We start from the raw sequence: 25,506 nt of genomic DNA on the forward strand, positions 1-25,506 counted from the left end.
GAGCTCTGGACGAACCGCCAATCGATCTTGAGGAGTGCCTGTGAGCCCACAGCTGCAGCGAGCCGGCCAGCCCGCCGCCGCGCCGCCGCCGGACGACAAGGATAAAAACCACATCTACGATGGTGTCACCGGGCCGATCTGGCAGTTGGCCGTCTACCAGCCGGTGCATTCCGGCTGGGAGTTCACCAACGTCGGTGGGGCCGCGTTGCTGGACCAACTCATCGCAATGCTTCGACTCGGTGCCCGCCATCGGGTCCTCGAATGCTGCTCCGGTACGGGCGCCGTCAGTCGCTACCTCAATCTGCGTAGCGGTTGCCCGGTCACCGGCGTGGAGATCAACGAGAATCAGGTCGATCACGCCCGTCGACTCGCGACCGGGAACCCGGACCTGCGGTACGTGCGGAGCGACATCGAACGGTGGCAGCTGGACGGTACCTACGATCTGGTGCTGGCGATCGACTCGCTGAGTCTGCTCGCCGATCCGCTGGCGGTGATGCGGACCGCCTACCAGGCGTCGTACCCGAACGGGGTGTTCGCGATCGCCGACACCGTCGCCGGCAGCAGCCTGTCCGAGGAAACCCGGCGACAGGCCTGGGACCTGGACGGCATCCGGCCGCTGCCGGGACCCACCGCCACGGTACGGATGCTGCGGTCCGCCGGGTTCGACGACGTCGAACTGACCGACCGCACGTCGATGGCGGTCGAGTGCTTCGACCGGATCGGCACTGCTCTGATGCGGCGTGAGGACGAGATCACCGCCCTCGTGTCAGCCGATGAGCTGCAGCACTGGCGGGACTCCACCGAGTTCTATCTGGCCGCGTACCGGAGCCGCCAGCTCACCTACTGGCGCGGTGTGGCCCGGCACGAAGACCACAGCGGCACCGTGTCGGCGCCGCGGCGCCGCGCCCGAACGACCTACGGAGGGAAGTAGTGATGATTTTCAAACGGGAGCCAGTGATCATTCAGGCCGGGTTGCTGGCCGTGTTCAACCTCCTCGGCGCGTTCGGCGTGGTGGGTTGGTCGTGCACGCAGATCACGGCGGTCAACGCGGCGATCGCAGCCGTACTCGGGGTGATCACCCGCCAGTTGGTGACCCCGCTGCACGACCCACGGGACGCCGCCGGCCGGCCGCTGCGCCGACGCCCGGTCGGCCCGGGCGACGGCGAACGGACCGTGGCATGAATTCACGCCGCCTGACAGCACCGGCGATCGCGGTCACCATGCTCGCCGTACTCGGCGGGCTGAGCGCCCGTCCGGTCGCCTCCGCCGCGGAACTCGCGGCGCTCGCCGCCCCCTTCGATTTCGTGGTGACCCCGCTGAACTCGGCACCCCCGGCGGCCCACGGTGGCCGGACGGTCGCCCCGGACCTGGCGCATCTGCGGTCCTGGATCTCCGCGGTCGGTGCCGCCGTGGGGCTCGCCGACGCCGACGGCAACGGCCGCGCCGACGACATCTGCCTGGTCGATCCACGCGACGACTCGGTACGGGTCGCCCCGGTGCGCGGCACCGGAGATCGCTTCGCCGCGGTGCGGCTGAATCCTCCCGGACGGCCCGACTCGGCGGTCGCGCCTATGGGCTGTGTCCCGACCGACCTCACCGGGGACGGGGTCACGGACTTCCTCGTCTACTACTGGGGACGTTCCCCGGTGCTGTTCGTCCGGCAAGGAGACGGCTATCGGGGCGGGGACCTCGTCGAGCCGGCCCAGCACTGGAACAGCACCGCGACCGTGATCGCCGACGTCGACGGCGACGGCCACCTGGACGTCCTGGTCGGCAACTACTTCCCGGACGGTGCGCGAATCCTCGACCCACGAGCCGACGACGATCAGCGGATCGAGATGCCGGCCGGGATGGCGCGGGCCGGCAACGCCGGAATCAACCGGCTGCTGCTGTCCCGCCCCGGGGGACCTGGTCGCCCACCGGTGTTCGTCGACGCCAGCACGGCGTTGCCGGCCCGGTCGGCGCGGTCCTGGACGCTCGCGTTCGGGCTGCAGGACCTCACCGGCGATCTGCTGCCCGAGATCTACGTGGCCAACGACTTCGGCCCCGACGACCTGCTGGTCAACCGGTCCGCGCCGGGGCGTCCGGCGTTCGAACGGGTCGAGGGCCGCAGGGATGCCATCACACCGAAGTCGAAGGTGCTCGGCCATGACTCGTTCAAAGGCATGGGCGTGGCGTTCACCTATCGCGACGGGCACCTGTTGCCGACTGTCCTGGTCAGCAACATCACCACCCCATGGGGCCTGCAGGAGAGCAACTTCGCGTTCGCGCCCCAGGGATCCGGGGACGAACTGCTGCAGGGGCGGGTGCCGTACCGCGATCGAAGCGAGCAGCTTGGCCTGTCCCGCAGTGGTTGGGCCTGGGACATCAAGGCTGTCGATTTCGATGGGGACGGTGCGGACGAGATCCTGCAGGCGACTGGCTATCTGCAGGGTGACCGGTGGCGCTGGCCCGAGTTGCAGGAGCTCGCGATGGCCAACGATCAGGTCCTCGCCCACCCCTGGGCGTGGCCCGACTTCCAGCCCGGCGACGACCTGTCCGGCCATCAGCACAACCCGCTGTGGACCTACGCCGCCGACTTCTCGCCTCCCCGCTACGTCGACATCGCGCCCCGGCTCGGGCTGGACGCGTCGTGGGTGAGCAGAGGCATCGCGATCGGCGACATCGATGGTGACGGCCGGCCGGACGCGGTGATCGCCAACCAGTGGCAGGACTCCGTCGTTCTGCTCAACCGGAGCCGTACGACGTGGCCGCACACCACGATTCGCCTGCTGCGGCCTGGCTCGTCCGCCGGGGCGACGCCGGCGATCGGAGCACAGGTGCGAGCCGTCACGCCCGATGGAGCGCAGTTGCGTGCCGAGTTGCAGCCGAGCAACGGGCATGCGGGATCGTCCGCGCCGGAACTGTTCTTCGGTACGGGTAGCGGAGCTGACACGAGCTTCGCCTTGAGGTGGCGTACCTCCGGCGGCGTGCCCCATTCAGCGGAGATCCGGTTGTCACCAGGCACCCACACCCTGCTCCTCGATGACGACGGCACGGTCCGGTCGATGGACGACGACGAGGGACGACGAGGATGGTCAAGATGACCGGGGCCACCACGACCACTGTCGAACCGGTCGCCGACGCTGTCGGCGCGGGCCTGGGATCGGCTGGCGGGAGCGCCGTCGGCGAGATCTTCGACGTCGCCGGATCGGACGTCGAGCCGGCGGCGGCCCGCCGTCGGATCGTCCGCACCGATCGAGCCCTCACCGACCCGAGGCTTGCGGCAGCCGTCCGTCGGTATGGCCGTACGGCGGTACGACGGGCGCTGCGCGACGCGCAACAGGAGGCGCGGCGGGGTGCGATTCCTCCGGAGGAGGTCGTCCGGCACACTGCCGATCTCGTCGAACTGCGCGGCGACGGCGTCCGTTCGGTGATCAATGCGACCGGGGTGCTCCTGCACACCAATCTCGGTCGCGCCGTGCTGTCGGCCCCGGCCCGCCGGGCATTGGAACGGGCCGCAGGCAGCATCGACATCGAGTACGACCTCGAGAGCGGCCGGCGGGACCGGCGCGGTCGGGCCGCGCTGGACGCGTTGGGGGCGGCGGTACCGGCCGCCGGTGCGGTACACGTGGTGAACAACAACGCCGCCGCGCTGATCCTGGCGTCGGCTGCCCTGGCCGCTGGCCGCGAGGTCGTCATCAGCCGCGGCGAGATGGTCGAGATCGGCGCGGGGTTCCGGTTGACCGATCTGGTCGCTGCCGCCGGTGCCCGGCTCGTCGAGGTCGGCACCACCAACCGCACCTCGTTGGCCGACTACGCGGCCGCCGTGTGGTCGGGGACCGGATTCATTCTCAAGGTGCACCCGTCCAACTACCGGATCGACGGCTTCACCTCACAGGTCGATGTGGGCGCGTTGGCCGGGCTCGGCGCACCGGTCGTGGTCGACATCGGCTCCGGGCTGTTGGGCCCGGAGCCCGTACTGCCGGACGAGCCTGATGCGGACACCGCGCTGCGCGCCGGCGCGGCTCTGGTGACGGCGAGCGGCGACAAGTTGCTCGGTGGCCCGCAGGCCGGCCTGCTGCTGGGCCACCGCGAAGTGATCACCGAGCTGCGGCGGCATCCGCTGGCCCGCGCGGTACGGGTCGACAAACTGACCCTCGCTGCCCTGGAGGCCACCGTCCGCTGTCCACCCACCCCGACCCAGCAGGGACTGCGCGCGACCGTCGCCGAGCTACGGGCCCGGGCCGAGATGATCGTCGGCCGACTCGCTGCGGCCGATGTATCTGCGGCCGTGGTGGACACCTCGGCCGCCATCGGTGGTGGCGGCGCGCCGGGGGTACGGCTGCCGAGCTGCGCGATCAGCGTGCCGCAGCACCTGTCCCGGCCGCTACGGCGACAGCCGATCGCGGTGGTCGGCCGGGTACGCGACGGCCGGCTGCTGCTCGACATGCGTTCTGTGCCGGCGGAGCTGGACGACGCCGTGACGGCGGCGGTACTGCGGGCAGCCACGTCACCTGCCGGCCAGCCACACGACGAACCAGGCCGGCCCGCAGCCACGGTGGTCGATCAGCGATGAGTCACGTCGTCGCCACCGCTGGTCACGTCGACCACGGCAAGTCCAGCCTGCTCCGGGCACTGACCGCGATGTCGACCGACCTCCGGCCGATCGAGCGCGACACGGGTCGGACCGTGGACCTGGGGCACGTTTGGACCCACCTCGACGATGGTCGGGAGGTCAGCTTCGTCGACGTGCCGGGACACCGGCGCTTCCTCGCGAACACCCTGGCCGGGGTGGGTACCAGTCCGGTCGTCATGTTCGTGGTCGCCGCCGACGAAGGCTGGCAGCCGCAGTCGTCCGAGCATCTGGCGGTGCTTGCCGCGCTGCGCGTACGACACGGAGTTCTGGTGACGACCAAGTGCGATCGAGCGACGCCACAGTGGGCGCAGGCCGACGCGGGTCGGCGGCTGGCTGCTGCGGGCCTGTCGGACTGGCCGGCGGTGGCGGTGAGCGCCCGCACCGGTCGTGGGCTGGCCGGCCTGCGGAAAGTGCTGACCGAGGTGCTTCGGCGGGTGCCGCAGCCGGACCAGGATGCCCCGGTCCGGCTGTGGCTGGATCGGACGTTCACCGTGGCGGGCGCCGGCACCGTGGTGACCGGAACCTTGCCGGCTGGCACGGTACGGGTCGGTGACCGGATGGAGTTGGGGCCTGATCGCCGACCGGTGGTGGTCCGGGAGATACAACGGTGCGGCAGGGCGGTGCCGGCGGCACAGGGTGTCAGCCGGGTCGGTCTGGCGCTGCGCGGGCTGCCGGCCGCCGTCGCAACCCGGGGCTGGGCGCTGATGAATCCGGGACACTGCTGGATGTCCACCTGCGTGGATGGCTGGCTCGACCGGCCCGCCGGAGTGGACCGCTCCGCCGCCGAGCAGATGGGTCGCTCGCTCGGTGGCCGGCCGCGCCGGCCGCGCCTGCCGGCGCGGCTGCGGCTGCACCTGGGTAGCGCTGTCACGAATGCCCGGGTCCGGGTGCTCGACGCTGACGACGGGTCGCTGGCCGTCCGACTCGACTTCGATCAGCGGATGCCACTGCTGGTCGGTGACCAGGCGGTCCTGGTCGATCCGGGGTCGGCTGGGGAACGGATCGTCGGACGACTGACCGTCGTCGACGTCGACCCGCCGCCGTTGGGTAGGCGGGGCGCCGCCGCCGCTCGTGCATCGGCGCTGCGGGACGTGGCGACGGATCCCCGGAACGCCTGGCCGTTGCGGCTGCGGAACCTGATGACCGTGGCACAGTCACAGGCGATGACCGGGGCAGCGCCGCCGACCGACGCTCTGAGTGTCGGTGGCTGGCTGCTCGACCCGGCTCACCGGGACCGCCTGCACGCCAGCCTGGTACAGCTGGTCGGCGATGCCGGCCGGCACGCGTTCGCCGGATCCACGGTCCCCGCCGGGCACCCGGCGCCGGTGCCCGGTGTGCCGGCCGGCCGGGCCAGATCGACGCTGGGGCTGCCGGATCCCCGGTTGCTCGGGCTGTTGCTGGCACCCGGGCTGGCCGTTGTCAACGATTTGGTCGTACCTGCCGGCCAGCAGCAGCGGATGCCCCCACGGGTGGCTACCGCGCTGGACCGGTTGCGTGCCGCGCTGCGCGCAGGATCTGGTTTCGACGCCCCGGACGCCGACGGGCTTCGGCGGCTCGGAATCGACCAGTCGGTGCTGGCGGCGGCCCGCCGCGCCGGTCAGGTGCTGGTACTGGGGCCCACCGTGGTGTTGCCGGTCGAAGCGGAACGGGCCGCAGTGGAGGTCCTTGCCCGGCTCACGCAGCCATTCACCGTCGCCCAGGCCCGCATTGCCCTGGGCACCACGCGTAGAGTGGCGGTTCCGCTACTTGAACATCTGGACCGTCGCGGTTGGACAGTCAAATGTGCCGACGGGGGCACCCGACGGCTGCGTGCGGCAGCGCAGACAGGAGCCGAATGATGTCCGAGCCCACCCCGCAAGCCGACCCGTCGAGCCGGCCGATCCGGCTCACCCAGTATTCACGCGGCGGCGGCTGCGCCTGCAAGATTCCGGCCGGCGAGCTGGAACGGCTGGTCACAGACCTCACCCCGACACCTGCCGGGCAGCTGCCCGTACCCGCTGCCCGGTTGCTCGTCGGCCTGGAAACCGGCGACGACGCCGCCGTGATCGAGGCACCCGGAGGCACCGCTTTGATCAGCACGGCGGACTTCTTCGGGCCCGTCGTCGACGACGCCTACGACTGGGGGCGGATCGCGGCGGCGAACGCGTTGTCCGACGTGTACGCGATGGGTGGACAGCCGATCCTGGCGATCAACCTGCTCGGCTGGCCCCGTGAGCGGCTGCCGATGGAGTTGGCCCGGGCGGTACTCCAGGGCGGTGCCGATGTCGCGGCCCAGGCCGGGTGTGCCGTGGCCGGCGGGCACAGCATCGATGACCCGGAGCCCCGCTATGGCATGGCGGTGACCGGACTGGCCGATCCCGGCCGACTGCTGCGCAACGATCAGGGCTCGGCCGGCCTGCCACTGTGCCTGACCAAACCGCTCGGCGTCGGTGTGCTGAACACCCGGCACAAGGCGACCGGTGAGTGTTTCCCACACGCGATCGCCGAGATGGTGCGGCTCAACCGCGACGCCGCCGAAGCGGCAGTCCGGGCGGGAGTGCGGTGCGCCACCGACGTCACCGGCTTCGGACTGCTCGGCCATCTGGTCAAACTGGCCCGGGCGAGCAAGGTGGGCGCTGTCATCGACACGTCGGCGGTGCCGTACCTGGCGGGTGCCCGCCAGGCGGTGCGGGACGGCTACGTGTCCGGTGGCACCCGCCGCAACCTGGAATGGGTCCGTCCGTGGGTCGACTTCGCCGGGGCGGACGAGGAGACCGCGCTGCTGCTGGCCGACGCGCAGACCTCCGGAGGCCTGCTTGTCGCCGGTGAGGTCCCCGGCGCACCGGTGATCGGCGAACTGGTGCCATCGGGAGGCCCGTTGGTACAGATCCGTTGACCCATACCGGCTCCACCGGCTGCGGGATTCGTTTCCCGGGGAGGTGTACGGGCGTCTGGTGACGCTCCACGGTCTTCAAAACCGATGTGACCGGGTACCCCGGTCAGGCGGGTTCGATTCCCGTCCACCTCCGCTGTCGTCGCAACCACAGAGAGGTCGCGCGCTTTCTCGTTGCATAGAAATGATCCCAGGTTCGCTGCCTGAGGAGGATATCAAATGCAACGAACTCCACTTACCGAGCGGGTTGAACGGCGGCCCTGGTCGCCGCCCGATCGACGTGGTCGGCCATGGACGTGACCAGCCTGGTCGCCTCGGCCGCGGCTGTCGTCACTGCGCTGATCAGCTATCTGGGCGGACGCCAGATGGCTCATCTGGCGCACCGCCGTGAGATCGCCCGGCTCGCCCGACTGGCCCGGCAGGACACCGCCGCCGCCGAGCAGGCCGCAGCCCAGGCCGACGAGCGGTCCCGTGGCGCGGTGCTGGCCGAGCGCAACGAACTGCTGGCCAGGTGGCGGGTGACGTTGGACGAGGCGCGAGAAGAACGCCGCCGGCTCATCGAGGAGCATCGGGCCGAGACCGCGCGACTACGGCAGGAACACCGCGACGAGCTGGCCGGGTACCGGAAAAGCGCGGAGGCGGTGATCGCGGATCTACGCGTCCAGAATCGTGCACTGCGTGATCAGCTCAACGCCGAATACGCGAGGCGCTACGGCCGAACCACACACGATTGACGCGGTCCGCGATCGCAAGAGCGGAGAAGAACAGCCCCGGCCCCGGTACTGAAGATAGAGGAAGCCGGGCGACGCGGATCCGGAACCAGACGATCCCGCGACCGGTGAAATCAGTTAACCGTGCCGGTGGAAAACCGTGCGCGACAGGAGAGGACAACCCACATGACAGAGATCCAGGATTTCGGACGGCAGCTCGGGGGATTCCTCGGGGGTGTGTTCGGTAACGCGGCCGGTGGCGCCGGCCCGGTCTTCCAGCCGGACCCGCAGGCCGAGATCGAGGTACGCAAGCTCCTCGCCGATCTGCAGCAGGCGTTCGCCGAGGGTGACATCGAGACGATCCTGGCCAGCCTCGCCGACGACTTCACCACCTACGAACTGGGCGCCACCGACGGTTCGCCGTTGGAGATCACCGACCCGGGCGTGATGCGTGAATACCTGACCACGCTCTTTCCCGGCGCGGACGAGACCCAGAACAAGTCGATCAGCGCTACCCGGGTGGTGGCCACCGCGAACATGGGTTTCACCCTGGAGGGTGGGGACGTCGTGATCGCCCGCGCCGACGGGACCTTCGAGCACCAGCCACTCAACGCGACCGCGGTGGCGGTGCGCACCGCCGACGGCTGGAAGTGGCTGCACTGGCACATGTCCGAGGCAGGGGCCCGGTTCCGGGTGAACGCCAACGGCGTCCGTGTCGACCTGGCCACCGGCGCCGCGCTGCCCGGACCGACTGACTGAGCCCAACCCTCGCCGGCAGTCGCCGGCCGGTCGTCCAGGAGGATTCACCATGGACCAGAACATCGTCGCCGGGCAGCAGGCTCCGACGGTCGAACACAGTAACAACGGTGAGGAGAACCTTCACCCGAACTATGTGGCGTGCTTCCACAAGGGCCTGCCGCACGACGACGACGGCGAGGTCGACCCGCACGCGTACCGCCAACTGCTGCGGGCGCTCGCGAGTCGGTCGCCGGAGAGCTTCGAGCGCGTCGCGATGGGCACCGTGGACGGCGCACGGCTGACGAACCCTCTCGCAGGGCTGGCCCGGCACGGCTCCGGCACGCCCAGCGATCGGTTCAGGCTTCGACCGGCACCCCGGCTGGACAGTGCCGAGCACTCCGCGGAAATGGTGGAACTGTACTGGATGGCGCTTTGTCGCGACGTGCCCTTCGTCGAGTTCGGCTCGGACCCGACGGTGGCTGCCGCCGTGTCCGAGCTCGGCGAGCTCAGCGACTACCGGGCGCCGCGGTCGGACGGCTCGGTCACCCCGGCCACCGTCTTCCGCGGGGACAACCCAGGCGACCTGGCCGGGCCGTACCTGTCCCAGTTTCTGCTGCGTGATCTGCAGTTCGGCACGTTTCGTACGCAGCAGCGCCAGGACACGGTACGTCCCGGCCAGGACTACATGACGACCTGGGACACCTGGTTGAAGATCCAGCGTGGATTCAGCCGGCAGCTCGGCCCGCAGGACCGGGACCGCAACCGTACGCGGTATCTCGCCACCCCTCGCGACCTTGCCCACTACGTGCACTTCGACGCCAGCCAGAGCCCGTTCCAGCCATATCTCCACGCGGCGCTGATCCTGCAGGACCTCAACATGCCGCTGGACACCAACCTGCCGTACCAGTGGTCGATCAACCAGAGCGGCTTCGGGACCTTCGGCTGGCCACATCTGTACGACCTGGTGACCGGATCGACCGCCCGCGCGTTGCGGACCGTGTGGTTCCAGAAATGGTGGGTCCACCGGCGGCTGCGTCCCGAGGTGTCCGCCGGGCTGGTGCACAAGCACCTCTCCGGGCGTCGCCGATACGACTTCCTCCACCCTGGGGTGCTCGAGTCGGAGGCGATCCGGCGCAGCTTCGCCCGGAACGGAAGCTACCTGCTACCACAGGCCTATCCGGAGGGCTCGCCCACACATCCGTCGTACGGTGCCGGACACGCGACGGTGGCCGGTGCCGGCGTGACGCTGCTGAAGGCATGGTTCGACGAGACCGCGGTGATTCCGGATCCGGTCGAGGCGAGCCCGGACGGCACCACCCTGATTCCCTACCTTGGCGCGGACGCCGGACGGATGACCGTCGGCGGTGAGCTCGACAAGCTCGCGGCGAACATCGCGATCGGTCGCAACATGGCCGGCGTGCACTACCGCAGCGACTACGCCGGTTCGATCGAACTCGGCGAGCAGGTCGCCATCGACATGCTGCGTAGTCAGCGGGGATGGTTCGAAGAGAACTACTCGCTGGCCCTGACTCGATTCAACGGGCAGTCCGTGACCATCTGACCGGACCGCCTCGGGTGTCCCGTCGGTGGCTGTCAGCAGCCGCCGGCGGGACACCCATGTCAACGAGACATCTGGACGACATCCGAGGAGAACGCCGTGCCGACCAACCCATCCGCCGGAGTCGACTCCGCCGCGACTCCGGCCGTGACATCGGCCGTAGCCGACCGACGTGCTCCGGCGCTGCGCCGATTCGCGGTCTCCATCACGGTCCTCACCGTGGCGGGGCACTGGTTCCTGGGCTTCGAACAGGCGCCGGTCGTTCCGCTTGTCGTGGTCGGCTACGCGTATCTGCTGGACCTCGCGCTCGAGTGGTCGACCTCGTGGGCGCGGCACCGGCGCCCGGGCTTCGTCGGAGGCTGGCGTCGTCTGGTCGACCATCTGCTGCCCACCCACATCAGTGCGCTCGCCTGCGCGATGTTGCTCTACGCGAACTCGTCGCCGTGGCCTTACCTGTTCGCGATCACGGCGGCCGTGTCCAGCCGCTATCTGATCCGGATCCGAATCCATGGAAGGCGACGGCACGTGCTGAATCCTTCGAACACCGGCATCACACTGACCCTGCTGTTGTACCCATGGGTGAGTATCGCGCCGCCGTACCAGTTCACCGCGGACATCGGCGGGGCGCTCGACTGGCTGGTGCCGGCTGCGGTGCTGATCGCCGGCACGATGATCAACGCGAAGTTGACTGGTCGGATGCCGCTGATCGCCGGCTGGCTCGTCGGGTTCGTCGGGCAGGCTGTGGTGCGGTGGGCCTTCGCGGATCATGCTTTGCCGGCGGCCTTGATGCCGATGATCGGCCTGGCGTTCATCCTGTTCACCAACTACATGATCACCGATCCGGGCACGACGCCGCTTCGCCCCACCGGCCAGATCCTGTTCGGGGTGACGACCGCGATGGTCTACGGCTTGCTGGTTGTATCGGACGTGTCGTACGGCTTGTTCCTCGCGCTGAGCATCGTGTGCCTGGTGAGGGGGTTGCTGCTGGCCGGTGTAGGCCTACGGGTACGGGGTCCGGTGGTCCCCGTCCCAGGCCGACCGACCGCCGTTCGGTAGCTCTGTTCGGCGTCACGGGGCAGGGACCGGCTCGGTGTGAGCCGGTCCCTGCCCCGTGACGCCGGCCGGTGCGTGGACGCCGGACCGGCGCCGTCGTCGCCCTACTCGGTCAGGCCGGGGTGCCGGTGCTCGCACAGCCGGTCAACCATTCGCCGGCTTTCATACCGCTCGGTGCCGGCCGGTCCAGAACGAGCCGGAGCAGCGCGGGGGTCAGCTCCACGGGTGGGTCGATCGGTCGCGGGCGCCGCAGAGCGATGTGGAAGGCCCGTAGCGAACCGCCGCCTCTGATCAAAATCGGACTGGCGGACACTCCGATGAAGTCTGCGGGTACCGCCGGCCGAGCCAGCACGTCGCTCAGCTGCGCGCCGGGGTGGAAGCCCAGCGCCACCGCCCGGTAGGTGCCGTCGGGCATCGGCGCGATCCGGGTGAGGCGGTTCGTCCGCAGCACGGTGTATCCGGCGGGTGCGTCAGCGTCGGAACGGAACATCGCCAAAACCGCGCAACCGCCCTCCGCCGGGCCGCCGGTCACCGTGCCGACCGGGCCAGGGGCGTCGAGTCCGTTGTCTAGGCTGGCGACGAGATCGATGAGCCGGACTCTGCCGAACGGGGCGAGGGCTACGCGGAAGCGCCGTGGTGACATGCCAGTGAATTTGCTGAATTGACCGATGAAGGTGCCAAGGCTAGAATATCCCACTTCGATGCAGATCTCAGTTACGCTCAAGTCTGTTGTCAACAGCAGCCGGCGGGCCTCGGCCATCCTGAGCGCGGCCAGAAAACGGGCAGGAGTAGTGGACGTCAGGTAACGGAAAACGCGGTGGAAATGAAATGGGCTCAGTAGCGCGGCTTGGGCGATGTCGGATAGGCGCTGCGGCTCAGAGAGGTTCTCGGTCATGTACGCGACGGCGCGTGCGACGGAATCGATCCGGGCGCTGTCGGTTGGGCTGCCGAGGCAAGCTGTCACGGCGGTGCATGCGGCGATCTGGGTGCAGCCCATGCAATTGGCTCCCTGTTTTACCGACGGTACCGTAGCGGTTGTCATGAATGTGCCTCCTCTTTTTCCGGGCAGGCGGCCTGGGCGATGGTGTGGTTGCTCGCTCATCGCCTGCTCTGCGTCCGGACCTGGCCACCGGTCGCCTCATGGTTGAGGTCGGGGCGTGGGTGTCGAGGCTTGCCTGGCCGAAGCAAGCCATACGAATCGGTCGACGCCTGACCGGGTGGGCTGAGTTGGATGTCAGTCAACACCGCGCCCTAGCCCTCGTTATAGATGGAATCTTGCTAATGGCTACTGCTGAGCGAGCGAATCAGAAGGTGTCGAGGGGATCGACTCCTGTGGTGGTCGGGAACTCGTGAGGTAGGGATGCCTGGCTGGGCCGGGGTACCGGCGTGCCGGTTTCACCGAAGTTCCGCCGGGAGTCGGTATTCGCAGGTCATGCCACTCATGTCGGTCGAAATTCGGGGCACTCCCGAGAGCCCTGGACTGCTTTCGATCAGTGGCAGTCCCTGTCAATACTGGCGATAAGGACCAACATGCCGATAGTTCCCCGAGGTGGCTTATTCGGGTGTGGGTTCGGTCGTAACCGGGCGGCTGCCGCCAAAGAGTGGTCTTGACGACAGGAACCGGGGCGGGCGACGTCGCCCGCCCCGGTCGTGGGGTAACCCTGGTCAGTTCATCCAGTTGGTACGCGGGCAGAACTGCACGCCTTCGATGTCGGCGACACCGTCCTGGTCGGAGTCGACGTCACCGTCACGGGTCGAGTAGATGTCGAGCGAGTTCGCGTCGATGGCGCCGTCGCCGTTCCAGTCGACCAGCTTGCCCTTGAAGGTTCCGACGATGAAGGCATTGGCCAGTGGCCCGGTCGGAGTGTCCAGCGTTCCCAGGATGCTGTTGCCGGGGAACAGGACGTCCTCCAGCGAGCTGCCCCGCATCGTGTCGAAGTTGAGGTAGCCCCAGGTGTGTACCCGGCCGCGGACATAGCGGATCGCCGGCTCGCCCTTGATCAGCATGTTCGGGTCCAGGGTCCACTCACCGGAACGCTTGGCCGCGACCATCTCGTTGCGGTGACCCAGTGAGTCGTCGTCGGCCCGCCCGGAGAGGAAGACCGGACGCAGCCCCCGCGATTCGAAGTAGAAGCTGCCACGGCCGGCGTTGACGTGGTTGGTCAGCCCGCGGAACACGAAGTTCTCGGTGTGCGGCGAACCGTCCTCGTGCAGACCGTCGAGGGTCTTACTGATGATCAGCTTCTGGTTTCGGGTGTCGACGTTCGGGCATGCGTGCGCCTGTCCGTAGCTGCGCGCCAGACCCTGCGGCGAGAGCGTGATCTTGCCCCAGTTGCGGCCGCTTTCGTCCAGCGCGACGTAGACGTCGCAATGGATGTTCAGCAGGATGGTCTCGTCGAAGGTCCGACTCGAGTCGTAGGTGAACGACCGGTTGTCGAAGGACGGCAGGCCGGTGCGTAGTTCCGAACCGAACAGCCGCGCCCACTCGCCGACGTCCGGGTCGTCGTCGTTGGCGTGCCGGTCCAGCACACGGAGCGCGTCGGTGCCACCGATCTTCTCGAGGGCCCAGAGGGCGTTCCACCTGACCTGCCGGTCGGAGTCGTTGGCGACCGACTCGGCGAGCAGATCGACGGCGCCACTGAGCCGGCGGTCCATCGCCTGGTACAGCGACTGCTCTCGAATCATCGGGTCCCGGTGGTGCAGGGCCTCGTGCACGACCTGCTCGTCGGTGCGGGCGTCGAGCCGGACCGCGCCGCGCTCCAGCATGTCGCCGAACTCGCTGTTGAGCAGCGCGGGGTCGCCCTCGAGGTAGTGTTCCCACTCCGGAGCGCTTCCAGCGCCCCCGGTGAAGGCACTGACAGATTGGATTGTCATTCTCACATCACCTTTCTCTGGTGTGGCTGTCGTGGTGCCGGACCTATTCAGCTGGCGGCGCGTTTCGGAAGCAGGTATTGATCGTTCGCTTGCCGCCCTCGAAAACCGCGTCGAGCTACCCGAGCGGGTTCCGACTAAGTGGTTGACGTGACCTTGTGCGCGCCGGTGGAGTCGATGCACTCCGATGCGGGGAGGCCTCGCCGGTCGCTGCTTCGCCGACCGGTGCACCGGTTGTGCGCTGACCCCAGATTTCGCCATCGCGGCGCTGACCGTCCAGCATTGCCCGGTGAGCTAGCAAGAATGCAGAATCAGCGGCAGATGAAGGTCCGGGACAGCTGGCTGACGGCCGATCAGCCGAGAACTTGCCCATCCTCGTCGTATCCGTATGGCAGAGGGGCGACGTAACCCTAGCCTGGTTCGCGACGACCTTGAGAACAGTCGTCGACCAAGAGGAGGAACGATGCCGCTCTCGCTTGCCTTCATCAGCCAGGGCTCACGCCGTAGCCCGCGCCGCGCGCTCCGTCACCATCCGGGCGTCCGGGTGCTCACTATTTGTGGACACCTGACACGCATCGCCCTTCGGGCCGCGCTCGCACTCGGCGGGGCCGGCCTGCGGGGACGTCTAGCCGACCGGTACGCCCGGCAGCGATTAGCTGGTGACCTGCTTGCCGACGCGGCCGAGCGCCTCGGTCCGACGTACATCAAATTCGGTCAGATCCTCGCCACCCGGATCGACGTCGTCCCACCTGCCGTGGCCGCGCGACTGGGTCGGCTGTTCGACAAGGTCCGGCCGCCGTCGATCCGGCCGCCGATCACCAGTAGCGTCGGCGCCGCGCTCGACGGTGGTGTCGGCGGGCTGCGGCGAGTCGCCGCAGGTAGTGTCGCGGTGGTCTACCGGGGTCGGCTCCGAACCGGGGAACAGGTCGCGGTCAAGGTGATCAGGCCTGGCCTCGACGCCGTGATCGACACGGATCTCGCGCTGTTACGCGCGGCCGCTCGTGGCGTCGCCGCCCTGCCCGGGTTTCGGCGCGCACCACTGGTGGAACTCGTCAACCAGCTCGGTACCGCGATACGCCGGCAGCTCGACCTGGGCGCCGAGGCTGATGCGTTGCGTCGGCTCCGCCGGAACCTGGCGCATCTCGACGGGGCACGGGTGCCCCGCGTGTACCACGAACTGTCGGACCGGACAGTGCTGGTGACCGAGTACCTGTCTGACATCCGGTTCAGCCCTCCCGCCGGGCCGCCGCGTGTGGCGCTGGTGACCGCGATGCGGGCAGCCTTTCAGATGGTCTTCGTCGACGGATTCGTGCACTGTGACCTGCACCCCGGCAACCTGCATCTGACGGCGCACCGAGTGACCGTGCTCGACGCCGGCTTCGTCCACGCGCTCACCCCGACCGCCCGGCGCGCCTTCGCGGAGTTCTTCCAGGCGATGGCGGCCGGCGCAGGCGACCGGTGCGCCGAGATTCTCCTGGCCACGGCCGACCGGATCGAGCCTTCGGCAGACCTCGTCGGGTTCCGCTCCGACATCGCGGCGCTGGTGGTTGCGGCGGCTGGCCGTCCCGCGGGTGAGTTCAACCTGGCGGACTTCGCTTATCGGATGTTCGCCGCTCAACGCGCGCGTGGTCTCTACGCGGATGTCCAGTTCATCTATCCGATTCTGGCGCTTCTCGTTCTGGAAGGCCGGGTCCGCCAGCACGCGCCCGACATCGATTTCCAGCGGGTGGCGATGCCCTACGTGCTGCGCGCGTTGGCCGACACCGTATCGCTGTCGGGCTGGCGACCGTCGTCGCCGCGCTGAACGTGCGGCCCGAAGCGTCCGCATGGGCCGGAAAAGATCGGTGGCGCCCCGAATCCGGACGATGTGTGCGCCGCGACCAGACCGAACATCCTGGAGTCGTAACATGCCGTGCTCATGGCGATCACTGCGCCGCCGACTACTGACCCGCATCCCGGACGGGATGGTCGCCGTCCGTCGTGGACCTGGCCTGGTTGACACCACGTCCCGGAGCGTCTTCGAGATGGTGGACCGCACGGTACGGGCCGGCTTCGACGCGGCCCTGGACTCGTCCAGCGTCGGCGAGCTGGAGACCCGGCTGGACCGTACCGCGCGGGACTTCAGAGGTTTCGCCTACGAAGGGGCCGCATCGGCGTACGCGATGCTCGACGCGGTGTCCCCGACCCGGACCCGGCGGGTGGGCCGACTGCTGACCGGACGAGGTGCGGCACACCGCTACCTGATCTACTTCGGGGTCGGCCGGGCGATAGGCCGACTGCCCCGCTTTCGGTGGCGCTCGGTGCTGCCCGCCGACCCGATGCTGCACTGGTTGGCAGTCGATGGTCTCGGTTTCCACCGGGCAATACTCGACCCGGTCAGGTACGTCCGCCAGCAGCACCGGGCCGATGTGGCGGGATGGCCGTACGGAGACTTCCGGCACTACCTGAATCGCGCACTTGACCAAGGCACCGGCCGGGCACTGTGGTTCGTGGAGGGTGCTGACGTCGACCGGGTGGTCGCGACTGTCGGACGGTTCCCGGCGCAGCGCCACGACGATCTGTTGAGCGGCGTCGGTTTCGCCGCCACCTATACCAGTGGGGTGAGTGAGTCGGCACTGCGTCGGCTGTGGCGACTCAGTGGCGAGCACCGTTCCTTCCTGGCTCAGGGCGCGGCCTTCGCCGCGCAGGCCCGCCACCGGGCAGGGTTGGTCAACGCACACACCCGAACCGCGGCTGCCGTGCTGTGTGGCACCAGCGTCGAACAGGCGACCGACATCGCCGAACGGTCGGAGGTCGGCCTGGCACCGGATGGCGCGCTGCCGGGTTTCGGTGTCTGGCGGCAGCGGGTAGCCGACCGGTTCACCTCGCGCGGCCGTCGCTAGTGCGCTGACCACGAACGCTCACCGGGGGAGCTGGTCGAGCCACTGGCCGCCGCCGGTGCCGACGTGGTCGCCGACGGCGGACGGTGCCACCGGGGTGATCGGTGGCACCGCCCGTCCCGTACCGTCGGCTCCGGTGTGTCCTGGAGAACAGGCGAGGTGGAAGGGTCAGTTCGGGGCGTGCACTCCGGTTGCCGCGTAGTCCTTGATCGAGCCCCGAACGTACATGTCGCTGCTCTGGTTGCCGGTGAAGTACTGCTGGATGGAGCCGGGGAACGGCGAGGTCGAGGCGCTACGTCCGTACACGTCGGTGTAGACGGTCGACGGCCCGGTGTTGCGGACCATGAACGCGCCCGGTCGGAACTCCCGCAGCGTGCCCTTGAACGGTGAGCGCGGATCGTCCCAGGCGACCTGTTGTCCGGTCTGTTGGGTGACCCGGCGTGCCTCGTCGCAGTAGTCGCCACCCGCGAGGTCGGTGTAGCACAGGTCCACGATCCGGCCCATGTTGTTGGGCCTGGCCGGGTCGTAGTAGCGCGACGGGTTGACCACGTAGAACAGCGGCGCGAGGTGGAAGCTCAGTCCAGGTCCGCTCACCTGGACATCGGAGAACCAGAAGTCGTCCATGTCGGAGACGGTGAACGGCACCGGGTTGGGGTAGAGCGGGTCGTAGTGCGTGCGGCCCTCCCGGATGGCCTGGACGCAGCTGGTCTCGGCGATCAGCCGGCCCAATGAGCGGGTGTCCGACGGCGAGTCGGCCGGTACGGCGGGTGCGACGCTGATGAACGGTCGGCCGAAGCCGGGGCATTCGCTGGGGCTGAAGCCGCCGGGGCGGCCGAGCGGGATCATCGCGTTGTACCGGGCCTCGGTGACCGGCCCGCCGTTACTGCCCACACAACGCTGGTTCAACAGCAACTCGTGGACGTTGTTGGTGAACGCGTCCGGCGAGTGGGTGCCCTGGTGGAACTTGAGCAGCACGTCACAGACCGCGATGACGGTGCCCTGTGGCGGGAAGAAGCTGGTGCCGTTGTCGCCCTCGATGACGTTGCTGTTGTTCACCACGAGCACCTTGTGGCCGACGTGGTCCTCGTGCCGGTGGCTGTGGTCGGGCATGGTGTCCAGCATGACTTCGCTGGTGTATCCGAAGGCGGGCCAGCCGGCGGTGCTGTAGAGGTCCGAGGTACGTGGGTCGTCACCGTGTTCGTGGCCGAAGTAGCAGCCGCTCGGGTCCCGGGTGGGGTGCCAGGTCGGGTAGACCTTGCCGTCGGGTCCCCACGTCCAGTAACGGGCGTGGATCTCGACCGAGCATTCGCCGGCGCGGGGGAGGTATCCCTTCTCGTTGGCGGTGGCGATCAGTTCGTAGGCCCGGCTCTTCGGGGCGCTGGCTGGCGGCAGGCCCGTACCCCAGGTCGGGTCGCCGGGCGGGCTCGTGGGCGGGGCGGTGGTCGGCGGGGCGGTGGTCGGCGGGGCGGTCGTGACCGGTGGCGCGGTGGTGGGATTGGTGGGCGAGCCCGTACAGGTGGTGCCGTTGAGGGCGAAACTGGTCGGCGCGGTGTTACTGCCGTTCCAGGCTCCGTTGAAGCCGAACGAGGTCGTGGCTCCCGTGGCGATGCTGCCGTTGTAGCTGGCGTTTCGGGCGGTGACCTGCCCGCCGCTCTGCGACACCGTGGCGTTCCAGGCCTGGGTGACCTGCTGGCCGTTGGCATAGCTCCAAGCCAGGGTCCACGAGTCGACCGGGTCGCCGAGATTGGTGATGGCCACGTTGGCGGTGAATCCGGTGTTCCATTGCGAGGCGACCGAGTAGGTGACCCGGCAACCGGTTGCGGCGTAGGCGGCCGTGACGGCTGCGGTGCCGGTGACGACCACGGCTGCCGCGATGGCGGCCGACCACAGCCGCGAGCGGTGACGAGGTAAGCGCATGGCTGATCCCTTCGGGAAGTGTGGACGAATCGACAGAGTGTGCTGTCTCGGACGGTCGGCCACACGGGGCGTGATGGAGGGCTCCTGGTGGGGGAACACGAGGAGCGGCGAGCATCGTTGGGACGGATGCCCGAAGGCAGGCAACGAATCTCCCGGCCGATAGATTCATATCTATGTTATGGGTTGTTTCCGGCGTGTCAATGTTGATCGATCAATCAGGCATGGTCCGATGGCGACGACAGTGAACTGGTCGGCGGGCCGGTCGCCCGTTGTCGCTGAGGACAGATCGCCGACGGCCGGGATGAACGCTGAGGTCTTCCCGGTCACCAGGTCTTGGTCAAGAACGCGCTGTTCGGGTCTGGCCGGTAGGAGCCGAACGGAGTGCACGGGACGAAGCCGGCCTTCGCGTACAGCGCCCGGGCGGGAGCGAAGAACGCCATGCTGCCGGTCTCCAACGACACTCTGTGGACACCACGTGACCGCGCGTCATCGAGCAGGTGGTCCAGCACGCGGGTGGCGATCCCCCGGCCGCGGCGACGGGGATCCGTACGCATGCTCTTGATCTCCTCATGGCCCGGCTCCACCGCAGCCAACGCGCCGGTACCGACGATCTCGCCCGCTTCGAGCGCGACCCAGAGCCGTACCCCGGGCTTGCGTAGCCCGGCCAGGTTCAGCGCGTGCCGGCTCTCGGCCGGCGCGGTCGGCGCGAGGTCGTCCAAGTGGGCCTGCAGGAACGCGGCCAGACCCGGGTCGGCGAAGTCGGCACGTTCGATCCGCAGCGGCATGACCGTATGCTGGCGACACCGCGTTACGCGTTCGTTTCGGCATGCGGCCCGGCGCGGTGGTGCCTATCGCGACAGCGAGCAAGGTTACGGAACACTCGCGCCGGGGCGCGACGCCGTGACCGGGCGACGGACTTGGGGAGTGACGACATGAGGGTACGGCGGCGGACATTGTTCACGCTGATCGCGGGCGGCACCCTGGCGCTCGCCGGCTGTGGCGCGGACCCGGGCGGTCCGTCGTCCGCCGCCACGGACGACACCACCACGGACGACGCCCCGGCGGCGGACGCCGCCACGGACGACACCGCCACGGACGACGCCCCGGCGGCGGACGGCACGGCCGCCTCGGACAGCTACGACTTCACGGTCGAGACCCTCGACGGCACCACGTTCGACGGTCGAAGCCTCGAAGGCAAACCGGCGGTCCTGTGGTTCTGGGCGCCCTGGTGTCCCACCTGTCTGGGACAGGCCGAGCGGGTGAACAGCCTCGCGGCCGACTACGCCGGCAAGGTGTCCGTAGTCGGGGTGGCCGGCCTCGATGGCGCACCGGCGATGGAGGATTTCGTCCGGATGGCGAAGCTGTCCGGCTTCCCGCAGCTGGCCGACGAGGACGGGGTGGTGTGGAAGCGGTTCGGGATCACCGCACAGAGCACGTTCGTGGTGCTCGACGCCGAGGGCACCGTCGTGGCGCGCGGCCATGTCGACGTCGACGAACTGCCGGCCACCGTCGACGAATTGCTGGCGGGCTGAGGTGATCGACGCGCCGCTGGCGCTCGCGTTGACGGCGGGAATGTTGGCTGCCGTGAACCCCTGCGGGTTCGCCTTGCTGCCCGCGTACCTGTCGTTCTTGATGGTCGGCGACGGCGACGGCGACGGCGACGGCGACGGCGACGGCGACGGCGGTAGCCGTGACGACGGCGGTCGCCGCGCTGGCGCGCCTGGCGGCGGTGCCGGACACGGTGGCCGGGGGACAGCCGTCGGCCGGGCGTTGGCCGCGACGGCGGCGATGACCGCCGGGTTCGTCGTCGTGTTCGGCACGTTCGGTCTCGTGGTGAGCCCACTGGCCGGTACGGTCCAGCGACATCTGCCGTGGGTCACCATCGGGGTCGGCGTACTGCTGGTCGCCCTCGGGGCCTGGTTGCTGGCCGGACGGCAGCTCCCCGGGCTCGGCGCGGCGACGACCCGTGGGCCGGCCCTGCGGCGGTCGCTACCGTCGATGGTCGTGTTCGGGATGGCGTACGCGGTCGCGTCGCTGTCCTGCACGATCGGCCCGTTCCTGGCGATCGTGGTCACCAGCTTCCGGGCCGGCTCGATCATCTCCGGAGTCACACTGTTCGTGGCGTACGGAGTGGGCATGGGCCTGGTGGTGGGCGTCGCGGCGCTCGCGGTGGCGCTGGCCCGCGACGGTCTGCTGCGCCGGGTCCGTCGCGCGGCACCGGTGCTGGCCCGGTTGGGTGGGGTCCTGCTGGTCGTGGCCGGCGGCTACGTCGCCTGGTACGGCTGGTACGAGGTCCGGCTGTTCAGCGGGGCGGCCAGCGGTGATCCGATCATCGACGGTGCCGCCGTCGTCCAACGCTGGCTGTCCACGGTGTTGGACCGGGCCGGTGCGGGTCTGCTCGGCCTGATCTTCATCGCCCTGCTGGCCGCCGCGGTGCTGTCGTGGCTGCGTCGCCGGCCGCGGCGTTCGTCGGGAGCACCCCGGCCCGGTCCGTGAGCAGGCCCGGTACCACCCCGACCCGGTCCGTGAGCGGGACGTCTACGTGAGGAGGGGGGCCAGGGCGTCGTCGGCGAGCCGACCCTCGGGGCGGGGCGCGAGCACGAGCTTGTAACCGACCTGGCGCACCGTACCGATCATCGACTCGTACTCGGTGCCGAGCTTGGCGCGCAACCGCCGTACGTGCACGTCGACCGTACGGTGGCCGCCGAAGTAGTCGAAGCCCCACACCTCCCGCAGCAGCTGGTCGCGGGTGAACACCCGACCCGGGTGCTGGGCGAGGAACTTCAACAACTCGAACTCCTTGAAGGTCAGATCGAGCGGTCGGCCCTTGAGCCTCGCGGCGTACGTGTCGGGGTCGATGGAAAGGTCGCCGCTGGTGATCAGCGCGCCGCCCGTGCTGCCGGAGGCCCCCGCCGCCCGCGCGACGAGCAGCCGGAGGCGGGTCTCCACCTCGGCCGGGCCGGCGGTCGACAGCACCAGGTCGTCGAGTCCCCATTCGGCGGAGACGGCGACCAGGCCGGCCTCCTCCACCACGGCCACCAACGGCACCCGCAGCCCGGTGGTCCGCAGCATCCGGCAGGTGCCACGGGCCTCGGCGAGCTGCTGTCGGGCGTCCACCAGCACGGCGTCGGGGTCGGTGCCGGACATCAGCAGGGGCACGTCGTGGCCGGCGTACCGCACCGAATGCGGGAGCAGGTCGAGCGCGGGCAGCACCAGCCGGGCCTGATCGGGGTGGGGCCGGGTCGTCAGTACGAGAATCTCCACGGTTCCACCCTCTCGGCCGGCTAGGGAGTCCGGCTCGACCTAGCGTCCCGTACCGATGTTTCGGTTTCCGTCGCTTTGTTGTGACAGCCTCGACACGTGGCGGTCAGGTTCCGGAGGCTTCGTCGTACCGGCGGCGTAGATCGGCCATCTCCGATGGGGAAAGGGCCTCCCGCATCGCCGGCTCCGCGTACTTCGGCGGGAACATCTGCCGCAGCCGGTCGACGAACATGACCTCGGCGGTCGCCTCGACCACCTGGATGCCGGGCGGTTCGGCGGCGAAGTCCAAGATCACCGGTCCGGCCAGCTTGACCGCCACGTCCCACGGGCGGCCCTGCTCGGCGACTCCACAGAGGTGGAAGCCGTAGACCGTCCGTACGTCGGCGAGCGCGGTCACGTCGGCCGGCTCGTAGCCGTAGACGTGTACTCCGCAGATCACCGCCGGCGGCACCTGCTCCCTGGCGGCCACCTGCACGAGATCGTGGCCGGAATGGTTGTGCTGCTCGGGGTCCGCCTGTTCGAGCGTGGTGCGCATCCGGGTCAGGATCTGCCCGTGCAGATCCGCCGGCTCCGCCTGCGAGCCGACCGATTTGGCCAGTACGGCCACCCCGGCCGTGGCCAGCAGGATCACCGCCACCCACACGAAGCGGTTGCGGTGTGACTTCGTCGAACTCTCCTGGGAATCCATGGCTGCTTCTCACCTCGTCGCCGGTGCTGGAGCGTCGGCGGAGCGCGTGGGGTGCCCTCCGGCCGTCGTTGGGAGAAGGCCCGGCGATTCGGCATGCGAGAGCGTGCGCCGATCCGGCGCGCTGTCGGAATCGCGTTGCTCCCGTGCTGGGCCGTGCTCAGCGCGGTTGCCCCCGTGCTGCGGCGATAAGTGCAATTTCAGCACGCGTCGACCCGTCCGGCAACATCGACGTGTCTTCACCTGCTTCGCTCCCTGAATCTACCGGCGGCAGGTCGGTCCGTCCGTGGGGGCGGACGTCCGTGGCGTGGGTGCGACAAGCGGGGTTGCCGACGGTCGGCGGCATGAGTCCCGGCATGGCTGACTGCGCCCGTACCGCGTCCGTCGCCGCTGCGATCGTCGGGGTAGTGGGCGCTCCCCCCCGGCGGTCGCCTCCGCGTGGGTGCCTCTGCCCCGGGCGACCGAGACCCATCGGCAAGTACTCTCCTTTCAGGTCAGAAGCTAGGTTACTTTCCTGATTCACTATATTGACTCATTCCTACTTATTTTCCGAGTCCCGCAAAGTGGCCCGGATCGCCCAGGTTTCGTAGGTTCTCGTCCGGTCCAGACTTGCATTCTTGCTGGTCAATGGCGTGATATTGGGACTCTGGGGGGTGCGCCGCGATGACTCTTGCTTGCTACTGATGGTGTTGCTAACATTACGCAGATCTTGTATCTGGAGTGTTCGGAGAAATCATCCTTGGCGTGGACGAGGTCACATTCGACTGGGTGAGGTGCATGTTTCGGTGCCCGATGCAACCCTGGGCTCCAGGCTCTCTGGTGAGGAATGCTGCAGATTTGATCTGGTCGTAATTCCGTCGATTGCTTTGTTGCGTCTTATGTGTCATCGACGTGCGGCGGATGACGTATGACCGCTGTCGACCTGCGCTATGGGGTACTCGGCCCGCTGCAGGTGCTCCGCCATTGGCGGCAGTGCGCACCGACCGCCCGACTGCAACGGATTCTGCTCAGCCTGCTGCTGCTCAACGGCAACGAGACCCTGCCGGTGTCCCGACTCGTCGACGGCTTATGGGGTGAACGACCGCCGCGATCGGCCGTCGCCGCCCTGCAGATGTATGTGTCGGCGATCCGGCGGTTCCTAGAGCCCACCTGGACGGCCGCAGGCGATGCTCGGCAGCATCCTGTACTAGTGACCGAACCCAACGGGTACATGCTTCGGGTCACCGTCGGCCAGGTAGATCTTTTCCGGTTCCGGTCACTCGCCACCGCCGGACGGCAGCTGCTCTCCGAAGGCAATTGTGGGCAGGGGGCGGAAATGATCCGCCGATCGCTGGACGTCTGGCGCGGATCGGTCCTGTCCGATGTGGCCAGAACGGCAGCGATCGAGCGCTACGCCGTACGTTTGGAAGCCGAGCGGCTAGCCCTGATCCAGGAACTCATCGCTGCGGAGCTGTGCCAGGGCAAGCGCCTGGAACTGGTCGGTGAACTGACCGACCTGTGCGTCCAGCATCCTTTGCGCGAGGCGTTCCACCAGCAGTTGATGCTTGTCAACTATCTGTCCGGCAGCCGCGCCGAAGCGCTGGCCGTCTATCAGCGGGCCCGTCTCCGAATGGTCGACGAGGCCGGCATAGAGCCGGGGCCAGGAATGCGTGCTCTGCACCAGATCGTCTTGAACGGAGCGCCCGCCCCCCACCCGCACTACTCCGCGACCTGGTGCCCCGGCTGCGTGACCGCAGTAGCGGTGGAGCCGACCCGGTCCGCCGCCTGCGAATGCCGTACCGCCAGCTGCCGGGCCCGGCCACGGGCAGACCTGACCGGTGGCGGTCATCAGGTTGCGTCCGGCACCGCCCCGAGCCGCCAGTCCAGTACACGTCGGTAGTACACCAAGGGCTCACCGGAGACCACCCGACCATCCGTCACCTCTCCGATGACGATCGCGTGGTCGCCGTGTTCGAAGACGCGGGATCGCCGGCACCGCAGATACACCGGCACATCCCGCAGACGTGGCACCCGGTCGTCCCAACACCAGTCCAAGCCAGCGAACTTGTCGTCACCCCGCCCGGCGAACGTCTGCGCGGTCGACCGATCCGCTACCCCGAGCAGATGGACACCGAAACATCCCTGCCGGGTCACTGCCGGATAGGACCGGGACTGGCGGGCCACCGAGACCAGCACCGACGGAGGCCGAAGACTGTACGAGCAGATCGACGAAACGAGCAGGCCACACGGCGTACCGTCAGGCCGACTGCTGGTGACCACCGCGACCCCGGACACCAGGCGGGTCATCGCCTCGGTGAAGATGGAAGCCACGCCAGCGGACTGCTGAACAGTCACGGTGACGTCC

At 68.8% G+C, this 25,506-nt stretch carries 22 protein-coding genes and 1 tRNA gene; 16 read left to right on the forward strand and 7 right to left on the reverse strand.

Annotated elements, in window-relative coordinates; genetic code table 11:
- Positions 1 to 40 precede the first annotated feature (40 nt).
- The 11 genes from O7632_RS07585 to O7632_RS07635 all read left to right on the forward strand — a co-directional run bounded on the left by O7632_RS07585 (position 41) and on the right by O7632_RS07635 (position 11,552).
- A complete protein-coding gene (locus tag O7632_RS07585; protein ID WP_278112577.1) occupies positions 41 to 931 on the forward strand; it encodes a class I SAM-dependent methyltransferase in 891 nt (296 codons plus the stop codon).
- A gap of 2 nt (positions 932 to 933) precedes the next feature.
- Positions 934 to 1,182 carry a hypothetical protein gene (locus O7632_RS07590; RefSeq protein WP_278112579.1) on the forward strand — a complete coding sequence of 83 codons (249 nt, stop codon included), beginning with the start codon at positions 934 to 936 and terminating at the stop codon, positions 1,180 to 1,182.
- Positions 1,179 to 3,086, forward strand: a complete 1,908-nt coding sequence (locus O7632_RS07595) for a VCBS repeat-containing protein (protein WP_278112580.1) — start codon at positions 1,179 to 1,181, stop codon at positions 3,084 to 3,086. The genes O7632_RS07590 and O7632_RS07595 overlap by 4 nt, the downstream gene beginning before the upstream one ends.
- On the forward strand, positions 3,083 to 4,558 hold the full coding sequence (gene selA, locus O7632_RS07600; RefSeq protein WP_278112583.1) for an L-seryl-tRNA(Sec) selenium transferase: 1,476 nt from the start codon (positions 3,083 to 3,085) through the stop codon (positions 4,556 to 4,558). Before O7632_RS07595 ends, selA begins: the two co-directional genes overlap by 4 nt.
- The gene (locus tag O7632_RS07605; RefSeq protein ID WP_278112585.1) at positions 4,555 to 6,456 is read left to right on the forward strand and encodes a SelB C-terminal domain-containing protein; all 1,902 of its coding nucleotides are present in this window, start codon (positions 4,555 to 4,557) and stop codon (positions 6,454 to 6,456) included. The genes selA and O7632_RS07605 overlap by 4 nt, the downstream gene beginning before the upstream one ends.
- Complete coding sequence (gene selD, locus O7632_RS07610; protein ID WP_278112586.1) at positions 6,456 to 7,493, forward strand: selenide, water dikinase SelD; 1,038 nt, start codon at positions 6,456 to 6,458, stop codon at positions 7,491 to 7,493. The genes O7632_RS07605 and selD overlap by 1 nt, the downstream gene beginning before the upstream one ends.
- A 39-nt stretch (positions 7,494 to 7,532) precedes the next feature.
- Positions 7,533 to 7,627, forward strand: a tRNA-Sec gene (locus tag O7632_RS07615).
- A 153-nt stretch (positions 7,628 to 7,780) separates the two neighbouring features.
- On the forward strand, positions 7,781 to 8,224 hold the full coding sequence (locus tag O7632_RS07620) for a hypothetical protein (protein WP_278112587.1): 444 nt from the start codon (positions 7,781 to 7,783) through the stop codon (positions 8,222 to 8,224).
- 162 nt (positions 8,225 to 8,386) lie between these two features.
- Positions 8,387 to 8,959, forward strand: a complete 573-nt coding sequence (locus tag O7632_RS07625) for a nuclear transport factor 2 family protein (protein ID WP_278112589.1) — start codon at positions 8,387 to 8,389, stop codon at positions 8,957 to 8,959.
- Between the two features lie 49 nt (positions 8,960 to 9,008).
- Complete coding sequence (locus O7632_RS07630) at positions 9,009 to 10,499, forward strand: vanadium-dependent haloperoxidase (protein ID WP_278112591.1); 1,491 nt, start codon at positions 9,009 to 9,011, stop codon at positions 10,497 to 10,499.
- A 96-nt stretch (positions 10,500 to 10,595) separates the two neighbouring features.
- Positions 10,596 to 11,552, forward strand: coding sequence for a hypothetical protein (locus tag O7632_RS07635; protein ID WP_278112592.1), 957 nt, complete (start codon positions 10,596 to 10,598; stop codon positions 11,550 to 11,552).
- Positions 11,553 to 11,661: 109 nt separating this feature from the next.
- Here the strand turns inward: O7632_RS07635 and O7632_RS07640 are convergent, their stop codons facing one another.
- Both O7632_RS07640 and O7632_RS07645 read right to left on the reverse strand, forming a co-directional pair.
- Positions 11,662 to 12,546: an AraC family transcriptional regulator gene (locus tag O7632_RS07640; protein WP_278112594.1), complete on the reverse strand. Its 885-nt coding sequence runs from the start codon at positions 12,544 to 12,546 to the stop codon at positions 11,662 to 11,664.
- Between the two features lie 668 nt (positions 12,547 to 13,214).
- Entirely contained in the window at positions 13,215 to 14,423 is a 1,209-nt protein-coding gene (locus tag O7632_RS07645; protein WP_278112595.1) for a HEAT repeat domain-containing protein, read from the reverse strand.
- 460 nt (positions 14,424 to 14,883) lie between these two features.
- Here O7632_RS07645 and O7632_RS07650 point away from each other — a divergent pair, with 460 nt between their 5' ends.
- On the forward strand, positions 14,884 to 16,224 hold the full coding sequence (locus tag O7632_RS07650; RefSeq protein WP_278112597.1) for an AarF/UbiB family protein: 1,341 nt from the start codon (positions 14,884 to 14,886) through the stop codon (positions 16,222 to 16,224).
- 103 nt (positions 16,225 to 16,327) lie between these two features.
- Positions 16,328 to 17,302 carry a DUF1702 family protein gene (locus O7632_RS07655; protein ID WP_278112599.1) on the forward strand — a complete coding sequence of 325 codons (975 nt, stop codon included), beginning with the start codon at positions 16,328 to 16,330 and terminating at the stop codon, positions 17,300 to 17,302.
- A 165-nt stretch (positions 17,303 to 17,467) separates the two neighbouring features.
- Here O7632_RS07655 and O7632_RS07660 read toward each other — a convergent pair whose 3' ends face one another.
- A complete protein-coding gene (locus O7632_RS07660) occupies positions 17,468 to 19,216 on the reverse strand; it encodes a cellulose-binding domain-containing protein (protein WP_278112600.1) in 1,749 nt (582 codons plus the stop codon).
- A gap of 323 nt (positions 19,217 to 19,539) precedes the next feature.
- Entirely contained in the window at positions 19,540 to 20,001 is a 462-nt protein-coding gene (locus O7632_RS07665; protein ID WP_278112602.1) for a GNAT family N-acetyltransferase, read from the reverse strand.
- A gap of 147 nt (positions 20,002 to 20,148) precedes the next feature.
- Here O7632_RS07665 and O7632_RS07670 point away from each other — a divergent pair, with 147 nt between their 5' ends.
- Entirely contained in the window at positions 20,149 to 20,748 is a 600-nt protein-coding gene (locus O7632_RS07670; protein ID WP_278112604.1) for a redoxin domain-containing protein, read from the forward strand.
- A 1-nt stretch (position 20,749) separates the two neighbouring features.
- Positions 20,750 to 21,712, forward strand: coding sequence for a cytochrome c biogenesis protein CcdA (locus tag O7632_RS07675; protein WP_278112606.1), 963 nt, complete (start codon positions 20,750 to 20,752; stop codon positions 21,710 to 21,712).
- 42 nt (positions 21,713 to 21,754) lie between these two features.
- Here the strand turns inward: O7632_RS07675 and O7632_RS07680 are convergent, their stop codons facing one another.
- Together O7632_RS07680 and O7632_RS07685 are read right to left on the reverse strand one after the other, a co-directional pair.
- Entirely contained in the window at positions 21,755 to 22,480 is a 726-nt protein-coding gene (locus O7632_RS07680; RefSeq protein ID WP_278112607.1) for a response regulator transcription factor, read from the reverse strand.
- Between the two features lie 103 nt (positions 22,481 to 22,583).
- Positions 22,584 to 23,165, reverse strand: a complete 582-nt coding sequence (locus tag O7632_RS07685) for a hypothetical protein (RefSeq protein ID WP_278112609.1) — start codon at positions 23,163 to 23,165, stop codon at positions 22,584 to 22,586.
- Between the two features lie 904 nt (positions 23,166 to 24,069).
- On the opposite strand from O7632_RS07685, the gene O7632_RS07690 reads away from it, so the two are divergent.
- Positions 24,070 to 25,041, forward strand: coding sequence for an AfsR/SARP family transcriptional regulator (locus O7632_RS07690; RefSeq protein WP_278112611.1), 972 nt, complete (start codon positions 24,070 to 24,072; stop codon positions 25,039 to 25,041).
- Here the strand turns inward: O7632_RS07690 and O7632_RS07695 are convergent.
- A complete protein-coding gene (locus O7632_RS07695; protein WP_278112613.1) occupies positions 24,990 to 25,496 on the reverse strand; it encodes a flavin reductase family protein in 507 nt (168 codons plus the stop codon). The genes O7632_RS07690 and O7632_RS07695 overlap by 52 nt on opposite strands.
- Between the last annotated feature and the right edge of the window lie 10 nt (positions 25,497 to 25,506).

This window comes from Solwaraspora sp. WMMD406, assembly GCF_029626025.1.
Taxonomy (GTDB): domain Bacteria; phylum Actinomycetota; class Actinomycetes; order Mycobacteriales; family Micromonosporaceae; genus Micromonospora_E.

What these genes read in the sequence shown, in the direction of transcription:
- O7632_RS07590 (WP_278112579.1), top strand. Translation starts at nt 934, where the DNA reads ATGATTTTCAAACGGGAGCCAGTGATCATTCAGGCCGGGTTGCTGGCC.
- O7632_RS07595 (WP_278112580.1), top strand. Translation starts at nt 1,179, where the DNA reads ATGAATTCACGCCGCCTGACAGCACCGGCGATCGCGGTCACCATGCTC.
- selA (WP_278112583.1), top strand. Translation starts at nt 3,083, where the DNA reads ATGACCGGGGCCACCACGACCACTGTCGAACCGGTCGCCGACGCTGTC.
- O7632_RS07605 (WP_278112585.1), top strand. Translation starts at nt 4,555, where the DNA reads ATGAGTCACGTCGTCGCCACCGCTGGTCACGTCGACCACGGCAAGTCC.
- selD (WP_278112586.1), top strand. Translation starts at nt 6,456, where the DNA reads ATGTCCGAGCCCACCCCGCAAGCCGACCCGTCGAGCCGGCCGATCCGG.
- O7632_RS07620 (WP_278112587.1), top strand. Translation starts at nt 7,781, where the DNA reads ATGGACGTGACCAGCCTGGTCGCCTCGGCCGCGGCTGTCGTCACTGCG.
- O7632_RS07625 (WP_278112589.1), top strand. Translation starts at nt 8,387, where the DNA reads ATGACAGAGATCCAGGATTTCGGACGGCAGCTCGGGGGATTCCTCGGG.
- O7632_RS07630 (WP_278112591.1), top strand. Translation starts at nt 9,009, where the DNA reads ATGGACCAGAACATCGTCGCCGGGCAGCAGGCTCCGACGGTCGAACAC.
- O7632_RS07640 (WP_278112594.1), bottom strand. Translation starts at nt 12,546, where the DNA reads ATGGGCTGCACCCAGATCGCCGCATGCACCGCCGTGACAGCTTGCCTC.
- O7632_RS07645 (WP_278112595.1), bottom strand. Translation starts at nt 14,423, where the DNA reads ATGACAATCCAATCTGTCAGTGCCTTCACCGGGGGCGCTGGAAGCGCT.
- O7632_RS07650 (WP_278112597.1), top strand. Translation starts at nt 14,884, where the DNA reads ATGCCGCTCTCGCTTGCCTTCATCAGCCAGGGCTCACGCCGTAGCCCG.
- O7632_RS07655 (WP_278112599.1), top strand. Translation starts at nt 16,328, where the DNA reads ATGCCGTGCTCATGGCGATCACTGCGCCGCCGACTACTGACCCGCATC.
- O7632_RS07660 (WP_278112600.1), bottom strand. Translation starts at nt 19,216, where the DNA reads ATGCGCTTACCTCGTCACCGCTCGCGGCTGTGGTCGGCCGCCATCGCG.
- O7632_RS07665 (WP_278112602.1), bottom strand. Translation starts at nt 20,001, where the DNA reads ATGCCGCTGCGGATCGAACGTGCCGACTTCGCCGACCCGGGTCTGGCC.
- O7632_RS07670 (WP_278112604.1), top strand. Translation starts at nt 20,149, where the DNA reads ATGAGGGTACGGCGGCGGACATTGTTCACGCTGATCGCGGGCGGCACC.
- O7632_RS07685 (WP_278112609.1), bottom strand. Translation starts at nt 23,165, where the DNA reads ATGGATTCCCAGGAGAGTTCGACGAAGTCACACCGCAACCGCTTCGTG.
- O7632_RS07690 (WP_278112611.1), top strand. Translation starts at nt 24,070, where the DNA reads ATGACCGCTGTCGACCTGCGCTATGGGGTACTCGGCCCGCTGCAGGTG.